The sequence below is a fragment of the Cerasibacillus sp. genome, from assembly GCF_036516575.1.
Taxonomy (GTDB): Bacteria; Bacillota; Bacilli; order Bacillales; family Amphibacillaceae; genus Cerasibacillus.
Window position 1 is genome coordinate 1 of sequence record NZ_DATBTY010000048.1, and the last position, 19,534, is coordinate 19,534.

The window sequence follows — 19,534 nt, forward strand, 5'->3', positions numbered from 1 at the left end:
ATCAACCGTTCCTTCTTTCAATACAGTCGGTGCACCATTCAATAAACGAATCGGGCGTAAATTAATGTATTGGTCAAATTGCTTCCGAATAATTAATAATAAATCCCATAATGAGACGTGATCCGGTACACCAGGATATCCGACTGCACCTAAATAAATAGCGTCGAACTCACGCAATACGTCCATGCCATCTTCAGGCATCATCCGTCCTTCACGTAAATAATATTCACAACCCCACGGTAAATGAACGAATTCAAATTGAATTCCCTTTTCTTTCAAAGTCGTTAAAGCTTCAATTGCCTTAATTCCTTCAGCGATCACCTCAGGACCAATCCCGTCCCCTGCAATTACTGCAATTCGATACTTTTGCATTTTTATTCTCCTTTCTGAGAAAGCGCTTAACTTCTCTTATTATAACTTATTTTTTATATTTTTCATAATAAGCAGAAATTTTTGTCACCATATGTTCTACAGAAAGACCATATTTATTTAACAATTCTTCATTTGGAGCAGATTCAGCATTTCGATCTTCTACACCGATCCGTAGCAATTGCGTCGGATATCGTTCTCCCAACACTTCTGCCACTGCGCTTCCAAGCCCACCTAAAATGCTATGCTCTTCGGCAGATACGACGAGATTTGTTTTTTTGGCAGTTGCTACAATTGCCGCTTCATCTAAAGGTTTGATTGTCGGCATATGCACAACTTCTACAGAAATTCCTTTCTCTGCTAAACGCTCCGCTGCTTCAACAGAACGACTCGTTTGAGTACCTGTTGAAATAATTGAAACATCCTTTCCTTCTCTTAAGGTAACAGCTTTTCCAATTTCAAATTCATAATCTTCTTCGAATAAATACGGATAAGCATCTCGCGCTAAACGAATATATACCGGACCGTCATACTGATTAACAGCACGCATTACTTTTTCTACTTCTACACTATCCGCTGGTGCAATGACAACCATATTTGCTAAAGTACGGAAAATTGCAATATCCTCAAGAGCTTGGTGAGTTTTCCCTGTCAAACCTGTTAATAATCCACTATATGCACCGACCATTTTCACATTTAATTTAGGTTGTGCAATTTGTACTTGAATTTGATCCAACGCACGCTTTGATAAAAAAGCTGCAAATGTTACAGCCCATGGTTGTAAACCTGTCGAAGCTAACCCCGAACAAACACTTAACATATTTTGCTCGGCAATCCCCATTTGCAAAAACTTTTCTGGCTTTTCCATTGCTACGATATCAATTTTAGTAGAATTGGCTAAATCTCCATCTACTGCATATACACGGTCATCATTTTTCGCTAAATCAAGGATGACTTCGCTAAAGCGATCACGCATTGCTTCTTTTTTTACTGTGCTCATAATACGACCTCCTTATTCAACTCTGCTAAAGCATCTTTCAACTCTTCATCTGTCGGAATACGAGAATGCCATAAATAAGCGCCTTCCATGAAGCTTACACCTTTTCCTTTAATCGTATTCGCGATAATGGCAGTAGGTTTCCCTTTCGTATCACGCGCTTCTTTAAAAGCACGTTCGATTTCTTCAAAATCGTGTCCATCAATCGAAATAACATGCCAGCCAAATGCTTTCCAACGTTCTGATGGGTCTTCAAGAGGTGCGTTGCGCGTCACTTGATCATTGCTCCATCCAAATTGCTGAAGTCGGTTATTATCAACGATACAAACTAAATTATCGACACCATATTTTGAAGCAACATCTGCTGCTTCCCAAATTTGGCCTTCTTGTGATTCACCATCCCCTACCATACAATATGTACGGAACGATTCATTTTGTAATTTTGCTCCTAAGGCCATTCCAAGTCCAGCCGATAGCCCTTGACCAAGTGACCCTGTCGACATATCCAAACCAGGAAGTAAAGTCATATCTGGATGACCTTGAAGGCGTGAATCAAGCGCATCGAAAGTTTTTAATTCTTCCAAAGGCATATATCCTCGCACAGCTAATGTCACATATAATGCAATAGCCGAGTGACCTTTCGATAAAATGAAACGATCTCGATGTTCATTCCATCCATCCTCAGGGTTAATATTCATTTCTTTAAAATATAAATACGTTAAAATATCGACAGCAGACATAGGCCCACCGATATGACCGGCTCCTGCATAATGAATCGTTTTTAAAATCTCTTTACGAATTTCTGCTGCGGTTTGTGTTAATGTGTCCATTTTAATCTCTCCTTTATCCTTCTTCTGTAATACGTACAGGACGGTTTTCTTGTAACGATTGTTGAGCCGCTCGTGCAATTTTCTCTGCTTGTAATCCATCATTTCCAACACACAGCAGTGGAGCACCTGTTTCAATCGAATGTAAAAAGGCTTGTAGCTCAGCTGTATAGGCTTCTGCATATCGATCTAAGAAGAAGTTTTTTAATGGCTCACCTTGAGAACCTTGTTCTGTATGAAGTTGTACTGAAGTTTCACGAACATTTTCACACGTTAAAGCTCCTCGAGAACCGAACATCTCTACTCGTTGATCGTATCCATATTTGGCTTGACGACTATTATCGATGACTCCGATTGCACCATTTTCAAACTTCAATGTAATAATTGCTGTATCGATATCTCCAGCTTCTTTGATATAAGGTTCAACCAGATTAGCTCCTACCGTATGAACTTCTATCACTTCGCTATTCATCATGTAGCGTGCCATATCAAAGTCATGAATCGACATATCAAAGAATAGGCCACCAGACTGCTTTACATATTGAAGAGGTGGTGCTGCCGGATCTCGTGAAGTGATTTTTAATATGTGGGGCTCTCCAATCGCTCCTTCTGAAACGAGTTGTTGCATTTTCGAGAAATCTTGATCAAACCGACGATTGAAACCAACTTGTAAGAAGACGCCTGCCTTTTCTACAACTTTTAAGACACGTTCTGTTTCTTCAACGGAAGGACTAACGGGTTTCTCGCAAAAAATATGCTTGTTAGCATTCGCTGCCGCTTCAATAATTTCAGCATGAGTGCTTGTTGGAGAACAAACTAAAATCGCATCGATTGAATCATCTCTTAAAACTTCTTGATAAGTTTCAACAAAATCAATATCTTTAAATTCGATAAATTGGTCTTTCACTTTTTCAATAAAAGGATCGGATATTTTAACGATTGTGACATCCGCCATTTTTTGTACACTATGTGCATGTAATTGACCAATTCTTCCTGCGCCTATTATGCCTAATCGAATCATTGTGTTCATCCTTTCGAATATAGCACTTATTTTCCTAATAATTTTTTAACATTTTCTAACTTTTCAGCTGCATTTTCTACCGTAATTAATTCTATTCCACTATCGATTTTCTTTTCGACAGGTTCACCATTTAAAGACTTAATTGCATTTTCCACTGCTAAATACGCCATCGTATAAGGCAACTGTTCAATAGATGCTGTAACATCTCCATCCGCAATGGACTGTAAGGCATCTGTTGTCCCATCGATACCGATGATTGGAATATCTAAATTCGCTGTCTTAAGTGCTTGATACGCTCCTAATGCCATTTCATCATTCGCTGCGAAAACAGCTTGAATATTTGGATGAGCTGTAATAATATTTTCCATAGTATTTACTGCCTTTGTGCGGTCAAAGTCTGCTGCTTGTACAGTCGCAATTTTAAATCCCTTTTCTTGTAAGTAATCTTTCGCTCCAGCCACACGCGCCTCATTTTGAGCTGCGCCAGACACTCCTTCTATAATTGCCACTTCAGCACCAGGTTGTAAAACTTCTTCTAAATATTCGCCAACTTTTTGACCTGCTGTATAATTATCAGTGCCGATATAAGCTACTTTTCCATCCCAATCTAAATCAGTATCAATCAGTAATACCGGAATATTTTTATCTTCATACTTTTTTAATGTAGGGATAGCTGATCCTGTACTTGGCATAACAACTAATCCATCAGGTGCTTGAATTAATAAATCTTCTAATATATTCAAAAGTTCTTGCTCTTGAGTTTCTTTTGAAGCAGCTAAGAACGTTCCTTTTACATCAAAGTCTTTGAACGCTTGTTTAGCTCCCGCTTCTGCTAATTTAAAATACTCTTGATCCGCTCCCTTTAAAACGACAGCAATTTTTCTTTTAGCTGATGAGCTTTCTTGTTCATCTTGTGAAGGACTTGTTTCCTCTCCATTACACGCTACTAACCATAATCCAAATGTTAAAATCAAGAACATTTTAATCTTTTTCATTTACAACACTCCTATGGTTTTACAATAATTTTAATTGCTGCGCCTTGCCTCATTAATTCCAACCCTTTTTCGATATCTTTTAACTCAATCGTTTCAGTAATTAATGTCTCTAAATTTAATACGTTGCTTTCCAATAATTGAACGACTTTTGGAAAATGATAATTTTGAATAATAGATCCAAAAATCGTCAGTTCTTTACTCGTGATCGAGCATTGATGGATTTCGGGAAATGCCTTGTCATTCATTCCAAGAAGAACAACCTTCCCTGCTTTTCTTACTAGTTCAACCGCTTGTCCAAATAACGTGCCTACACAATCAACAACACTATCTGCCCCAATTTTTGTTAATTGTTCCACTATATCTTCTAATTTGTCATGTTGGGGATTTACAAGATGAGTCGCACCAGATTGTTTTGCAATATTTAATCGATAATCTGAAAAATCAACGGCAATAATAGTTCCTGCTCCTGCTGCCTTTTGCATTTGAATGAATAATTGTCCCATGGGACCTGCTCCAAGAATTACGACGGTATCACCAGGTTTTGTTTGAAGCTTTTCTGAAGCATTCACTACACAAGATAAAGGCTCAGCCATAGCAGCAATTTCAACAGGAACATCCTCACTAATTCGATGAGCATTTCTCGCTGGTAAGACACAATATTTAGCCCATCCACCATTTTCAAAGATTCCAATTGTCGTAAAGTTTTCACATACATTTGCATGCCCTGACTGACAATAAGCGCAAGTTCCACATGTGATCGTTGGGTCCACCACGATACGATCTCCTATACTTAAATGAGTAACATCCTTACCAACTTCAACGATACGTCCAACAAATTCATGCCCTAATACTGTATCTACATTTGCTGGATGGGATGGAGGTGTTCCTAAAATGTGTACATCCGTTCCACAAATACTTGCTGCTTCTACCATTACTTTAATGTCTGTATCATGAACTAAATTTGGTTCTGGTACTTCTTTTAATGTTAATGTTCCAATACTTTCAAAAACTCCCGCTAACATATTACTCCTCCTTTTGATTAATCAGTGTCCGTATGTGTTGCACTGATTGTTCCAGTTCTTTTAATAATTGTCCCATCGCCTGCTTAGTTTTATTTGCTACAAAAGGTTGAGGACCAGTTGCCATCATTTCAAAAACAAGGGGACCTTCATAACCTAATTGCTGTAATTTTCCCAAGAAAATATCAAATTGAAGTGATCCTTCAGTTAATCCTCGACGATTATTATTCGCTAAATGCACTACGTGTAATTTAGCAAATACATTTTCTAATGCGTCTTCAAAATTCACTTCTTCAATGTTGGCATGAAATGTATCAAACAATATTTTAACTTGAGGATGATTCAATTGTTCTGCAAAATGATACGCTTCCTGTACACGGTTCACAATTAAACTTTCATATCGATTAATCGGTTCAATAACAAGTTCGATTTTATATTTTTCAGCGACAGGGATTAACTGTCGAACCGAATCTAGTGCCCGATTCCAATGACTTTCTATATTATCAGGTAAGTCCATAACTCCAACTGAAGAAGGACAGATGATTAAATATCGTCCCCCTAGACGAGCGCATGTTGCAATTTGCTGTTGAAAAGATTCAATTGCTTTTTGTCTTTCATCTTGGTTAGGATGTGATAAATGTCCATGAACATCATTTTTGGAAGATGCTCCTGTCATGCCACCTATTTTTAATGAGGTTGTTTTTAAATAATTTTGAATATCCTTCTCTTGCTCCATAGCCGTTGTTGCTGCAATTTCTACTTCATCAAATCCTGATTGTTCCATAAAACAAAAGACATCTTGAATAGCCATTTTTCCGAAAATCCAACTACAGGCTGATATATTCATATGTCACCTACTTACCTAAATAGTTCTTCAAATCTTCAATTCGTTGTTCGACATTCTCTTTCGTATAGACTTCAGATCCGGAATCAATACGCTTTTCTACTGTTTCTCCCTTTTTAGCTTTCACTGCTGATTCAATTGCTAAATAGCCCATTTGAAAAGGATCTTGTGCAATATTCGCTGTTAATTGACCTTGCTGTACTGAATCTAAACCATCAGGCGTTCCATCAAATCCGATAATTGGAATGTTTGTCACTCCTTTATTGCTCATTCCTGTATAAGCACCTAGAGCCATTTCATCAGACGTGGCAAAAACTAATTTAATATTTGGATCTGCTGTCAATGTATTTTCAACAATATTCACTGATTTCATACGATCGCTCTGTGCATCTTGAACGATAAACTCAACACCTAACTCGTGTAACGCCTCTTCAAAACCTTTCGTTCGTTCATCGTGAACTTTGGCGCCCATCTGACCGCGAATGATTAAAACTTTATCTCCTTTTTCCAACATGGATGCAGCATATTCTCCACCTTTAAAGGCCGCATCGTAATTTTCTGTTCCGATAAATGTCACTCGATCTTCAAAGCTTTCTACGTTTGCGTCTGCTAATACTACTGGGATACCTTGTGAATGCGCTTTTTGTAATGCTGGCAACATCGCCTCAGGTAAGCTTGCAGCAACGACTAGCCCATCTACTTTAGATGAAATAAAATCTTCTACCATGCGCACTTGTTCTTCATATAGCGTTTCTTCAGCAGGTCCTAATACTTCTACAGAGACTCCTAAATCTGATGCTGCCTTTTTTGCTCCCGCTTCATGGATTTTCCAATATTCAGAATTCAAAGACATGAGTACAACTCCAATTTTCATTTCTTGTTCTCCTGTTGGAGTCCCATCTGTTTCCTGTTCTTCATTCGATGATTCTGAATTACATGCCCCTAAAATGAAAATCAAAGCAAGTAAAAAAACTCCATATACTTTTTTCATAATAATTCCCCCTATTTTTATTTTGAACGGCGACGTAAGACGTCAACGTATACAGCTAAAATGATGACTAATCCAATAATTACTGTTTGTAAATCAGTTGATGTCCCAAGTAAATTTAACCCATTACGCAATACAGCAATAATCATCGCACCGATTAATGTTCCCCATACTGTTCCAACACCACCAAAGAAACTAGCCCCTCCGATGATTACTGCTGCGATTGCATCTAACTCATAAGTCAAACCTGCAATTGGCGATGCAGCATTCGTACGTCCAATTAAGACCAATCCCCCTAATCCCGCCATCAGACCACTAATCATATATACTTTTAACAGTACACGATCTACGGGAATTCCTGATAACCTTGCCGCTTCCTTATTACCACCAATAGCATAAATATATCGACCGGTTTTAGAACGCGTTAAAAATACATGGAAAATAACAGCAACAACAATAACGAGAATAAAACTAAACGGTACAAATCCTACATTCGCTTGCCCTGTAAAATTAATCAAATATGAAAACCCAAAAATTGGAGAAGCTCCAGTAATAATTAAAGCTAAGCCGCGGTAAACGTTCATCGTCCCTAATGTAGAAATGAAAGGATGTGGCAAACGTAATTTTGTCAATAGAAGACCATTAATTAAACCTGCTAACATTCCGACACCAACACAGATAAACAAACCTAAAATAGGAGGCCAACCTAATCCAACAGTTGTTATGCCTGTCACAACAATCGATAATGCTAAAATGGATCCAACTGATAAGTCAATTCCTGCGGTCAATATAGGCAAGAGCATCCCCATAGATAGCAATGCATTAATAGAAGATTGCCTTAAAATATTCATTATATTATCAATTTTCAAAAAATTGGGTGTTAGAATAGACAATGTAATCGTCAAGAGTACTAATCCTAATAATGCTCCAAATTTATTGATAAAATATTTCATTTCTATTTTTTTACGACTTGTTGGGCTAGCCATCGCCTCATTTGTTGTATTACTCATCATCAATAACCTCCTGTTGCCGCTTTCATAATGACTTCTTGATCGGCGTCTCTAATATTTAAATCTGCTGTAATTTCTCCTTCACACATCACTAAAATTCGATCTGATACTCCTAATACTTCTGGAAGCTCTGAAGAAATAATAATTACACCAGCACCATTTTCAACTAAATAATTCATTAAATTATACACTTCTACTTTGGCTCCTACATCGATACCACGAGTTGGTTCATCAAAGATAAACAATTTCGCATCTGTATTTAACCACTTTGCAATTACAACTTTTTGCTGATTTCCACCACTCAAATTACGAGCCATTAATTTCACATTGTTCGGTCGAATTTCTAATTCTTTCACATACTTAGTAGATATATCATGTTGTCTTTTCGGATTAATTAACCCTTTATTTTTAACTTTATCTAAATTCGCAATCGTTTTATTGAATACTAAATCTTGATCTAGAAATAAGCCTTCCTCTTTTCGATCTTCTGTAATAAAAGCAATACCTGCACGTATTGCATCAATTGGTGTTTGAATTTTAATTTCTTGTCCATCTAATATGATTTTCCCGCTATGTTTTGTATCAGCTCCAAAAATCGCACGCACAATCTCTGTTCTCCCTGCCCCTACCAGTCCAGCAATTCCTAATATTTCTCCTCGATATGCTGTAAAGTCAATAACTGGAGACTTCTCATTTAACTGAAGATTTTGCACCTCTAATATTGCATCGCCTTTTTCAAATTGAACTTTTGGGAATTTATTATCGAGGGATCTTCCTACCATAAGCGCGATCATTTCATCAATGGATGTTTCTTTTGTTTTAACGGTTTTAATTTTCTCGCCATCTCGGAGGACGGTAATCCGATCGCTAATTCGTTTAATTTCTTCTAGGCGATGAGAAATGTAAATAAAAGACATTCCTTCTTTTTGCAAATTACTAATTGTTTTCAACAATTGTTCCGCTTCCCGTTCACTTAAACTTGAAGTTGGTTCGTCCATAATGAGAAGATCTACATTCATCGAAAGCGCTTTCGCAATTTCAACGAGTTGTTGCTGACCAACCCCCAAACTTCCTACTAATTCATCCGGGCTAACTACTACTCCCAAGCGTTCTAATAATTTTCGAGATTGCTTTCTCATCTCCGAACGATCAAGTAAAGAAAGTGATCCTCCCTTTTTAATCTCATGTCCTAAAAAAATATTTTCCATAACTGATAATTCAGGTACTAAATTCAACTCTTGATAAATGGTACCGATTCCTACGTCAATAGCATCTTGTGGCTTTGATACTTCTAGCGTTTCACCTTTCCAAACCACTCTCCCTACATCTTTCGTATAGGCCCCTGTTAATATTTTAATAATGGTTGATTTTCCCGCTCCATTTTCTCCTAATAAAACATGAACTTCTCCTGCTTCTACATCTAAACTAATATCTTTTAATACTTGAACACCAGAGAATGATTTACTGATATTTTCCATTTGTAAAATCATATGTGGAGGCTCCCTTCTCTTATGCAGTATAGATTTTGTACATTACTAATGGTTAACCATTCAGCTACTTCTTTTTCGCTACAATATTCTTCAAAAATATAATATATATATGGATTGAAATTTGATAACACTTTCAAGTTCTCTATATTTAAATTTCGAAGTACTACAACGATCTCATTTGCGCAGTAAGGCAGTAAATCTTTCAATAAAATAATTTGTTCTTTTTGTAAACAGTATGAGTCCGTTCTCATACATAACTGAAAATATACGTTTTCCTGATGGTAAATTAATCTCTTCATTTCGAGGATAGAGTGATTCATTTCAACATGAAGGGTTATTCTTTTTTTATAAAGAAATTCCGCAAATTGATGGATCATCGAAATATGGTCTTCCGTCAGTATCAAATCTTCGTGTATTTGAAGTAAGACATCATGGCAATTGCACGATTCTAGTTTACGCACTAATTGTTCTCTAAAAAATTCATTAGATACTTTAGTATCAATCAAAGAAGTGAGAGGTAGTGAGATTGTATGGACAGAAAGTTCTTCCCGCTGAATGTGATCCATAATTTTTTTATCTGCGTTATATGGGAGGCATATTGTCGTAAGATGTTTTAGTTCATCATTCTGTTGGAAGATTGATTTCATTTGTTGATAAATCGTATAAGTGACACATAATTTCATCCCTCTCACTCCTTTAATTATAGTTGAATACGACGCTGCTCTTTAAATGACGCAGTTGCTGCTTCAGCAATTTGAAGTGCTTTTTTCCCGTCATAGACGTCGCATTTCACTGGACTACCTTGCAATAAACTATCGATAAATTGTTGCATCTCAATTTCATAAGCATGTTGGAACTTCGTTGGGAAATCTTGAATGAGATCATAACTTGTCGTATTATTTTTGAAAATGGTCACATCATGCTGACGCATCGAACCTACTTGGAGCACTCCTTCTGTACCTACAATTTCAGCACGAATATCGTAGCCATAAGGAGCAATTCGCATCGTTTCGACTTCACCTGCTGCCCCACTTGCGAATGTTAGTGATGTCAAACCTTGATCAACGTCTCCGTGCTTTTGCATGAATTGATTCGACTCGAGCAAAATATTTCCTGTTGCTTGTACACTTGTCACATCTTCATTCATTAAAAAGCGCGCAATATCATAATCATGAATCGCTACATCTAAAAAGATGCCGCCACTCGTTGCAATAAAGGCTTCATGTGGTACATTGCCGTCTCGACTGACAGCCTTAAAATATAAAGGTTGACCGATATCTCCTTGCGCAATTCTTCTCTGTGCTTCCGCATAAGCTGGATCAAAACGTCTCATAAATCCAACTTGGCATAAGACATTTGCTTCTTCTACTGCTGCGATTACACGATCCGCTTCAGCAACTGTTTGGGTAATCGGTTTTTCAACGAAAATATGTTTACCACTTCTCGCTGCTTGTTCTAACATTTCTCCATGAGTACTCGTCGGTGTCACAATGATCACCGCATCAATGTCATCATCTTCAAATGCTTCTTTTGGGTCTGTTCCGTACGCATCCACTTGTAAAAGTCGTGCTACTTCTGCTGCACGCTCTTCAATCGGATCAATCACCTTTGTTAAAACGGCTCCTCGAATTTTACTCGCTACATTTTCAGCGTGCCAATATCCGAGACGTCCTAGTCCTAATACTGCACAGCGAATGGCTTTTGTCATTGTTCGTTCCTCGCTCTCTTACTTTTTTTCATTTTCAATTTTCGTTACAATTGAAGCTAAATAATCCAATGCTTTTTGTGCAAACTCATAAGGTGGATAGATTTTGGGATCTTGTTCTCCTTCGATCAACGCCCAATCTTCATATTCTTGCTCGAATAAATAACGGAAAATCGGTTCAAAATCTAGCACGCCACTTCCAGGTACTGTAAAAATACCTTCCCGTAAAGATTGACGAATCGGGTAGTGTTGCTCACGGGAAGCATTTAAAACCTCTTGTCTCACATCTTTTAAATGAATATATCCAATTCTGTTGTAATGCTTTGTTAATAACTCCATAGGATCATTCCCACCGTAATAGCCATGTCCTGAATCATAAAGTAAATATACATAACGAGGATCTGTCATATCCATCAACTTATCAATTTCTTCCGGTTTTTCTACGACTGTACCGGCATGATGGTGGTAAACGAGCTTCATGCCCGCTTCATGCGCTAACTTTCCGGCCGCGTTCAATCCTTCTGCCAATGCTTCCCATTGCTCTTCTGTCAAAGGTCGAACGTGACGGGCATCTTCTGGCATGCTTGGATCTTGATTTAAAATAGAATTTCCCGCCTCTGCTGTGCTAATTACTTTACAACCGAAAGGCTTTAAAAAGTTGATATGTTCTTGGTAAGATTGCAGTTGCTCTTCATGACGACTACGATCTGAGAAAAATACTGACTTCCACTGTGTCGTTAATTGAAGACCATGTCGATCAAGCGCTGCTTTTAACTCAACTGGATTTTTCGGAAATTTACGGCTTACTTCTGTTCCTTTGAACCCTAGTTTTTGAATTTGTTGCATCACTTCTTCCCCTGTATAGTGATCACCATGCTCTAAAACATCTTCACCTACCCAGTTGATAGGGTGAATACCTAATGAAAAAGGTAACTTCATTTCAACACCTCTTTTATTGTTTTGTTAACCAGTCATGATCTGGATCATTTGTAAATTTCCAAGAGCGAATCGGACCTGCCATTACATTTAAATAATAAAGTTCATATCCAGGTGGTGTTGCACAAGGATGATGTCCTTTCGGTACGAGCACCGCATCTCCATCATTGACAACAATTGTTTCATTTAAAGAGCGGTCATCCGTATAAACTCGCTGAATCGCAAATCCTCCTTCACTCGGATTAATTTTGTGATAGTATGTTTCTTCTAAATACGTTTCATTTGGAAAATCATCCGTATCATGTTTATGAGGTGGATAACTAGACCAATTACCTTCTGGTGTATACACTTCGAAAATAAATAAACTGTCCGCATCTGCCGTTTCTGGAAGTACGCTATGAATCGTTCGAGACATATTTCCACTGCCACGTTGTGCAACATCGACATCTTCTGGTGAAATGAGGCGAGCTTTAAATGAACCTTTTCCAGGTGCTGTACAAATCGCCACTTCAACTTCTGTTAATGCTTCTAGTTCTACAAAATCATCATTCGGTGCATATACGGAATAAGATGGTGTTTTTTCAAATACAGACATTCGTTTCCCAATATCATTCCAATGATTTTCTTTTGTTTTTACATTGGCTTTTCCGCTTAATAATAATGCAATCATTTCGCGGTCTCCTGTTTCGACTTTATACAGATCACCTTTTTCAAGACGAACAATATCCATTCCAACATAATCCCAATTAGCGGATTCTGGGGTGATTGAAATTAATTTTTTATCGTTCACTTTCGGATCTTGTGGTTTTAATTGTAATTTTGACAATGTAAATTCCTCCTAATTTTTGTTAATATTGTCGTGCTTTTTCAGCTGTAGCTTTCATTTGTGCATGAGCTTTCAACACTTTTTCAGACTTTGAAACTTCGGCTACTCCTAATCTCCACCATGATTCTGTACCGACCGTACATGTACCTGGTAACACTTTTATATCAATCAAAGTCGTCACGGTTTCTTCTTTTGCTTTCGCTAAAGCAATTTGTAACTCTTCTAGTGAGCGTACGGTGTATCCTTTCGCTCCAAGACTACGTGCATTTTGAGCAAAATCAATTTCTAAAAACTCTCCTGATAAGCGATTATCATGTTCAGAACGATATCGGAATTCATTGCCGAAACCATCACTACCTTGACCTACTTGCAAGTTATGAATACACTGAAAACCATTATTATCCAAAAGTAAAACCGTCATTTTTTTATTTTCTTGAATACTTGTTACGATTTCCGTGTGGAGCATTAAATAGCTACCATCTCCGACGAAAGAATAGACTTCCCCTTCATCTTCAATCGCCATCTTCACACCGAGTGCTCCTGCTACTTCATAACCCATACAAGAGAAGCCATATTCCATATGATATGTTTTAGGTTGAGTTGATCGCCATAAGCGGTGTAAATCTCCTGGCATACTGCCTGCTGCACAGACGATTACATCTTCAGGCTGTACAAATTTATTAATTTCACCGATGACGCGCGTTTGAGATAAACCGCCACTCACCTCTTGTGAATAATACTCATCTACAATTGCATCCCATTCTGCTTTCATTTTCGTTAAGCGCTCTGTTTCATGAGATGAATGATAATTTAGTTTTGACAATTCTTCCGTTAGTTGTTGCAACGTCACTTTCGCATCTCCTACAAGCTGGGTAGCATCCATTTTCACCGTGTCATAATTATTAATATTAATGCTTAAAAATTCCACATTCGGATGACTGAAAGCTACTTTCGAAGATGTTGTAAAGTCTGTTAATCTCGTGCCAACGCCGATTACGAGATCCGCTTCACGCGCTAAAATATTTGCCGCTTTCGATCCTGTTGAACCGATACTCCCCATGTACATCGCGTCATCCCAAGGGAGCGCACTTTTTCCAGCTTGCGTTTCTCCTACAGGAATCGTAAATGCATGTGCGAAAGATTGCAGCTCTTGCTGTGCATCAGCATAATGAACGCCACCACCTGCTACAATAACTGGATTTTTTTTCGTACGAATTAAGTCAATCGCTCTTTGTAATGCGTCTTGATTCGGAGCTTGACGGTCTAAATAGTGGACACGCTTTGAGAAAAATTCCACTGGATAATCATAAGCTTCTGCTTGCACATCTTGTGGTAGAGCTATCGTGACTGCTCCTGTGTCGACAGGGTCTGTCAACACTCGCATCGCATGAATCATCGCCGTCATTAATTGTTCAGGACGAACGATACGATCCCAATATTTACTTACTGGTTTAAATGCATCAGATGCTGACATCGTATAGTCTGTCGGGTCTTCAATTTGTTGAAGGACAGGATCTGGTTGGCGTGACGCAAAATTATCTCCTGGGAGAAGTAATACCGGAATGCGGTTCACCGTTGCAGTTCCTGCAGCTGTCACCATATTTAAAGCGCCTGGACCAATCGATGTTGTGCAACCATAAATTTGAAGGCGATTTTTTTGCTTCGCATAAGCTGCTGCTGTATGCACCATTCCTTGTTCATTTTTCCCTTGAATGTACGTAATTTCCCCGTCATGATTTTCCAATGCTTCGCCCATTCCAGTAACATTCCCATGACCAAAAATCCCGAAAATTCCTTTAACAAACTTATGCTCTACTCCATCATGTTGAACATATTGATTGTCCAAAAACTTCACTAATGCTTGTGCCATCGTTAAACGAATTGTACTCATTCTACATTCCCTACTTTCATCATTTGTTTATTAGTAAAAGAGGCTGTTGCTGCTTCTGCAATTTTCGATGCGATGAGTGCATCTCTCGCAGTAACAAGCGATGAACCTCCCTTTACAACCGTATCGATAAATGCTTTCATTTCATTAAAGAAAGCGTTTTCAAACTTACTTGGAAAATCTAAAATATTATCTGTTGTAGCACTCCCTGATGAGAGTGTCACGATATTCGATCGTTGGATTGAACTAATTTGTAACATTCCTTCTGTTCCTAATACTTCAGCACGGATGTCATAGCCGAAAGATGAATTTCGACTGCCTTCGACAATGCCGAGTGCACCATTCGAAAATTCTAATTTTGTAATTGCTTGATCAACATCGTTATACTTATCCATAAACGGATGATTAAGCGCTTTACCAAAGCTGTGAACTGTTTCAATTTCCGCTCCCATTAAGTAACGGGCGATATCATAATCGTGAATACATAAATCAACAAAGATTCCGCCACTTGTAGCAATGTACTCTTCCGGTGGTGAACCTGGATCCCGGCTTATACCCGAGAAGTACAGGGGCTCTCCGATATCTCCACGCCGGATTTTTGCTGCCGCTACTCTATATGCTTCATCAAACCGGCGATTAAAGCCAACTTGCAATACTTTATTGTAACCATTGAATAAAGGCATCAGTTCCTCCGCCTCTTTTACTGTACTTGTCATCGGCTTATCCACAAATATATGTTTCTTATACTGAATGGCTTTTTTAATCAGTTCTGCATGACTAGGGGTTGGACTTGCGATTATAATCGCATCTATTTGTTGATCTTCTAACACTGTTTGAATATTTGTTGTCCAATTTTGAATACCTAATTGACCCGCAGCGCGCTTGCCAGACTCTTCACGTGTCGTTACAATCGTTTTGAGTCGGGCATTTGGAATGAAGTTTGCGATATTTTGTGCATGAATCATTCCTAATCGCCCCGCTCCAACTACTGCACATTGTACAATCGACATTTTACCACTTCTCCTTCACTTCTCAGTTCATACAGTGAACTATAATGGGGTAAACCATACTTCGTTTTCGGTCTTACCTCTCCTTGAATTAAAGGGAGTAAATATTCAATAAATTGTTGTGTCATTTTATTACGTTTGGGTGAATACCATGTTAGAGGTACTGTTTTTTCTTTTCCTGCAATCCATGACAGTGGAATACAGCTATAATCTATATCATAATTCGTTTCTTCTCTTCTGTTCATTCCCACCATCACATTCGTTTTACCTTCATGCATAAAGTTGACAGCTTGTTGGCCTACTTCATATGCTTCTAAAAAATCGACTTGAGAAGCAAGCGTGACACTGCTTCTTTGCCAAATGCTCGGTTCGATTACCCGGACATTTACTTTAAATCGAGCTTCTATTTGCTCTTTTAAATAAGTAGAAGCTCCCCCTAGCTTTGGCCTATTCAAAGCATCATACTTTAAATGACTTGATGTTAAATAGCTCCCTTGTAAATCTTTAACTCCTTCAGCAACGATGAGGAAGACATTTTTTTTACTGTTTAACAGTCGTTCAACTTTTCGAAGACATTCGGATAAATCAAAACGAAATTCTGGTAAATAAATTAAACATTCATTAAAATCATCATCTTCTAGAAAGGCTAATTGACAAGCGCCTGCTAGCCATCCTGTGTGACGCCCCATCGTTTCAACAATTGTTACTCGTTGTCCACCAACGTAACTTGATACGTCCATCTTTAAATCTAGAACCATTGTTGCCAAGTATTTCGCTGTACTTGCAAAACCGGGAGTGTGATCCGTTCCAAATAAGTCATTATCGATTGTTTTAGGTAGTCCGATAACTTTCAATGCATAGCCTTGATTTAACGCTTCCTCCTTTAACAATGTCGCAACTTGCATAGAACCATTACCACCGATGTAATATAAATCTGTAATATGAGCTTCTTTCAAATGGTGAATGATTTTTTGTAAGTCGTCAGGAGTCAGTTTATACCGACATGTTCCTAATGCTGCTCCTGGTGTGTAACGCAATAATTCTAATTCATGAGGAGTAAGTCGATTTAATCGAATAAAGTCCGCCTTCAACATTCCCTCTATTCCACCGAGTGCACCGTATATTTGAGCTCGGTCGTTTCGATTTAAAATCGCTTGGACAACGCCGACTACTGTACTATTAATGACTGCCGTCGGGCCACCCGATTGAACGATTAAACTATTTGCCATCATCTTCTCCTCCTCTCTCATAAGGTTAAGCGCTTTATCCTTTATAGAGAGACTTTTTTAAGTCGTCTCTCTCACCTTCATCGAAGGCATTAATGTTATATGCTTTTCACCTTTTACTGAACCGTCGATTACGCCTAACATCAAATCAACAATTTCATTTCCCATTTGCTCTATCGGTTGTGCAACTGTTGTCAGAGGTGGATCAATCATTCGGGTCAATGTCGTATCGTCAAACCCTACAATCGCGATGTCTTCTGGAATACGTAACCCGTGAAGTCGCGTGGCCTGTATCGCTCCAGCGGCTAATAAATCATTACAAGCGAAGATCGCACTCGGGCGACTATTTTTAGTTAAATAATGTTCTGCTGCTTTCTTTCCAGTAATGATATGGGTTAAATTATCATCTCTAATAAATTCAAATTCTGGATGTTTTTCTAATCCTTGGCTTTGCAAATAATCGCAAAAACCTCTTACTCGTTCTCGGTTACTCCATAAATCTCGTGCAATGATTCCGATATTTTGATGCCCTCGATCTACAAGATGCTTTGCAGCCATCTGTCCCCCGATATAATCATTGAGCGCTACTCCATTAACAGAGAATAACGGAAATTCACGTGCTACAATAACAACAGGAATTTCCTCTTCAATTAAGCGCTCAACCTCAGTTGGATCTTCAAATCCAGAGGCCAATATGAAACCATCTACACTTTTTTGCTTTAATAATTGTATATAATTTTTCTCTTTTTCTTGTTGATAATCTGTATTACAAATTATAACGTTATATTCTAATTCATTGGCGCGATCTTCAATATGTCGCGATAATTCTGCGAAAAATGGGTTAATAATATCTGGAATTAACAATCCGAGCGTATTTGTATTTTTCCCCATTAATGCTGAGGCTAAAACGCTTGGCCTATAATCTAATTCTTCCATCACTTTAAGCACACGTTCACGTGTTAAATCACTTATTCTTCCTTTTTTATTAATCACTTTCGACACTGTAGCAATCGAGACGTCCGCAGCTTTTGCGACATCATATATTGTTACACTCACACTGTTCACTTCCTACAATCTATCCAATTTTTTACTTAATCATCCTGTGTTAGATTGTACATCGAGTCGTAGCAACTTTCAATAAGAGCAATCATTTCTTTTGTTTTCTCTGCGTCATACTCTGGTTGAATATTGTTTAATATACAGTCATTCAAATACTCTACTTGATTTACATATTGATCGTCTTTCAGCGTTTTTCTACTCTGTTCATGGCCATCTCGATTTAATACTTTCACAATTGCTTCTCCTGTTTCAGAAACATCAGGACGAAAAGCATACTGTGCAACAATTGTTCCTTTTGTGCCGAAAATTTCATAGCGATTTTCAAAAGGCATTTCGAAAGAGGCACTCACTTCAGCTGTTCTTCCCTGTGCATCTAGCAAAAGACAAGTAGAGGTTAAATCAACGTTTTTATCCTCATCAACTTTCGCTATCATTTTATAATGCGCCGGCTTAAAGTCTAATAATTGTGTAACAGCATGTAAACCATAGCATCCTACGTCCCAAAAGGCACCACCGCCAAGAGCTTTATTCATGCGAATATCTTCACGATTTTGCAATAGGAAAGAGAAATGCGTTTTAATATGCGTTATTTCACCGATACAGCCCTCTTTGAGTAACCGCTTAACCTCACGGTGTTGTTTATGATATTGATACATAAACCCTTCGATAAATATCGTTTTCGTTTGCTGTAACACTTCTAAAATGTCATCCATATCTTTTGATGTTAAAACAGCAGGCTTTTCGACGATGACATGTTTTCCTGCTTGTGCTGCTTTTATGATCCATTCTTTATGCAATGCGTTTGGAAGTGGAATATACACGACCTCTACATTAGCATCTTCCAACAACTCTTCATATGTCGCATAAATTTTTTCGATATTAAATCGTTCAGCTTTTTCACGTGTTTTTGAAGCAATTGCTACAATTTCTGAGTTTTTTGATCTCCTTAGCGCAGGTACCATCTGTTCAAAAGCAATATTTGCTGCACTTAAAATTCCCCATTTTACTTTTTTCACGTATCATATCCCCTTTTTGATAAAGCGCTTTCTTTATGTTGAATTCATTTTATCTTTACTTTCTGAAAAATGCAACACTTAATTTCATTTTATTTTTAAAGTGTTTCAAGCAACTATTTTCATGCTTTAAATTCACTTTATTCTACTTCAGTTCTTTATTATCTACAAACAAAAAAACCAGAATGACCGGTATTGGATCATTCTGGTTAAACTTATCGAATCTTGTAGCTGTTACGATTATTCATATTTACGCTGACGTACTACAAACAGTAAACCGATGAACATGAGCGCCAATCCTACATATTTCATCA

19 protein-coding genes are annotated in these 19,534 nt (G+C 37.9%); all 19 read right to left on the reverse strand.

Going from position 1 to position 19,534, the window contains the following annotated elements; genetic code table 11:
- Window positions 1-372, reverse strand: a 372-nt coding sequence (locus VIG73_RS08800; protein WP_331641075.1) for an isocitrate/isopropylmalate family dehydrogenase, incomplete at its 3' end; no start/stop codon positions are given.
- 46 nt (window positions 373-418) lie between these two features.
- The gene (locus VIG73_RS08805; RefSeq protein WP_331641077.1) at window positions 419-1,369 is read right to left on the reverse strand and encodes a transketolase family protein; all 951 of its coding nucleotides are present in this window, start codon (window positions 1,367-1,369) and stop codon (window positions 419-421) included.
- Window positions 1,366-2,196: a transketolase gene (locus VIG73_RS08810; RefSeq protein WP_331641079.1), complete on the reverse strand. Its 831-nt coding sequence runs from the start codon at window positions 2,194-2,196 to the stop codon at window positions 1,366-1,368. The genes VIG73_RS08805 and VIG73_RS08810 overlap by 4 nt, the downstream gene beginning before the upstream one ends.
- Before the next feature lie 13 nt (window positions 2,197-2,209).
- Entirely contained in the window at window positions 2,210-3,214 is a 1,005-nt protein-coding gene (gene iolG / locus VIG73_RS08815) for an inositol 2-dehydrogenase (protein WP_414648390.1), read from the reverse strand.
- Window positions 3,215-3,240: 26 nt separating this feature from the next.
- Entirely contained in the window at window positions 3,241-4,209 is a 969-nt protein-coding gene (locus tag VIG73_RS08820) for a sugar ABC transporter substrate-binding protein (protein WP_331641084.1), read from the reverse strand.
- Between the two features lie 11 nt (window positions 4,210-4,220).
- On the reverse strand, window positions 4,221-5,231 hold the full coding sequence (locus VIG73_RS08825; RefSeq protein ID WP_331641086.1) for a zinc-dependent alcohol dehydrogenase: 1,011 nt from the start codon (window positions 5,229-5,231) through the stop codon (window positions 4,221-4,223).
- Between the two features lies 1 nt (window position 5,232).
- A complete protein-coding gene (locus VIG73_RS08830; RefSeq protein WP_331641088.1) occupies window positions 5,233-6,075 on the reverse strand; it encodes a sugar phosphate isomerase/epimerase family protein in 843 nt (280 codons plus the stop codon).
- 7 nt (window positions 6,076-6,082) lie between these two features.
- Window positions 6,083-7,063, reverse strand: a complete 981-nt coding sequence (locus VIG73_RS08835) for a sugar ABC transporter substrate-binding protein (protein WP_331641090.1) — start codon at window positions 7,061-7,063, stop codon at window positions 6,083-6,085.
- A gap of 17 nt (window positions 7,064-7,080) precedes the next feature.
- On the reverse strand, window positions 7,081-8,070 hold the full coding sequence (locus tag VIG73_RS08840) for an ABC transporter permease (RefSeq protein WP_331641093.1): 990 nt from the start codon (window positions 8,068-8,070) through the stop codon (window positions 7,081-7,083).
- Window positions 8,071-8,072: 2 nt separating this feature from the next.
- Entirely contained in the window at window positions 8,073-9,560 is a 1,488-nt protein-coding gene (locus VIG73_RS08845; RefSeq protein ID WP_331641095.1) for a sugar ABC transporter ATP-binding protein, read from the reverse strand.
- Entirely contained in the window at window positions 9,557-10,243 is a 687-nt protein-coding gene (locus tag VIG73_RS08850) for a hypothetical protein (protein WP_331641097.1), read from the reverse strand. The genes VIG73_RS08845 and VIG73_RS08850 overlap by 4 nt, the downstream gene beginning before the upstream one ends.
- Before the next feature lie 17 nt (window positions 10,244-10,260).
- The gene (locus VIG73_RS08855) at window positions 10,261-11,268 is read right to left on the reverse strand and encodes a Gfo/Idh/MocA family oxidoreductase (RefSeq protein ID WP_331641099.1); all 1,008 of its coding nucleotides are present in this window, start codon (window positions 11,266-11,268) and stop codon (window positions 10,261-10,263) included.
- Window positions 11,269-11,286: 18 nt separating this feature from the next.
- A complete protein-coding gene (iolE, locus tag VIG73_RS08860) occupies window positions 11,287-12,204 on the reverse strand; it encodes a myo-inosose-2 dehydratase (protein ID WP_331641101.1) in 918 nt (305 codons plus the stop codon).
- Window positions 12,205-12,217: 13 nt separating this feature from the next.
- A complete protein-coding gene (gene iolB, locus VIG73_RS08865; RefSeq protein ID WP_331641103.1) occupies window positions 12,218-13,027 on the reverse strand; it encodes a 5-deoxy-glucuronate isomerase in 810 nt (269 codons plus the stop codon).
- Between the two features lie 22 nt (window positions 13,028-13,049).
- Window positions 13,050-14,918 (reverse strand): 3D-(3,5/4)-trihydroxycyclohexane-1,2-dione acylhydrolase (decyclizing), encoded by a 1,869-nt coding sequence (gene iolD, locus VIG73_RS08870; protein ID WP_331641106.1) that lies wholly within the window; start codon window positions 14,916-14,918, stop codon window positions 13,050-13,052.
- Window positions 14,915-15,925 carry a Gfo/Idh/MocA family oxidoreductase gene (locus VIG73_RS08875; RefSeq protein WP_331641108.1) on the reverse strand — a complete coding sequence of 337 codons (1,011 nt, stop codon included), beginning with the start codon at window positions 15,923-15,925 and terminating at the stop codon, window positions 14,915-14,917. Before VIG73_RS08875 ends, iolD begins: the two co-directional genes overlap by 4 nt.
- The gene (locus VIG73_RS08880) at window positions 15,901-17,151 is read right to left on the reverse strand and encodes a diphosphate--fructose-6-phosphate 1-phosphotransferase (protein WP_331641110.1); all 1,251 of its coding nucleotides are present in this window, start codon (window positions 17,149-17,151) and stop codon (window positions 15,901-15,903) included. Before VIG73_RS08880 ends, VIG73_RS08875 begins: the two co-directional genes overlap by 25 nt.
- A 57-nt stretch (window positions 17,152-17,208) precedes the next feature.
- A complete protein-coding gene (locus VIG73_RS08885) occupies window positions 17,209-18,204 on the reverse strand; it encodes a LacI family DNA-binding transcriptional regulator (protein WP_331641112.1) in 996 nt (331 codons plus the stop codon).
- Window positions 18,205-18,239: 35 nt separating this feature from the next.
- Window positions 18,240-19,223, reverse strand: coding sequence for a Gfo/Idh/MocA family oxidoreductase (locus VIG73_RS08890; protein ID WP_331641114.1), 984 nt, complete (start codon window positions 19,221-19,223; stop codon window positions 18,240-18,242).
- Window positions 19,224-19,534: the final 311 nt, after the last annotated feature.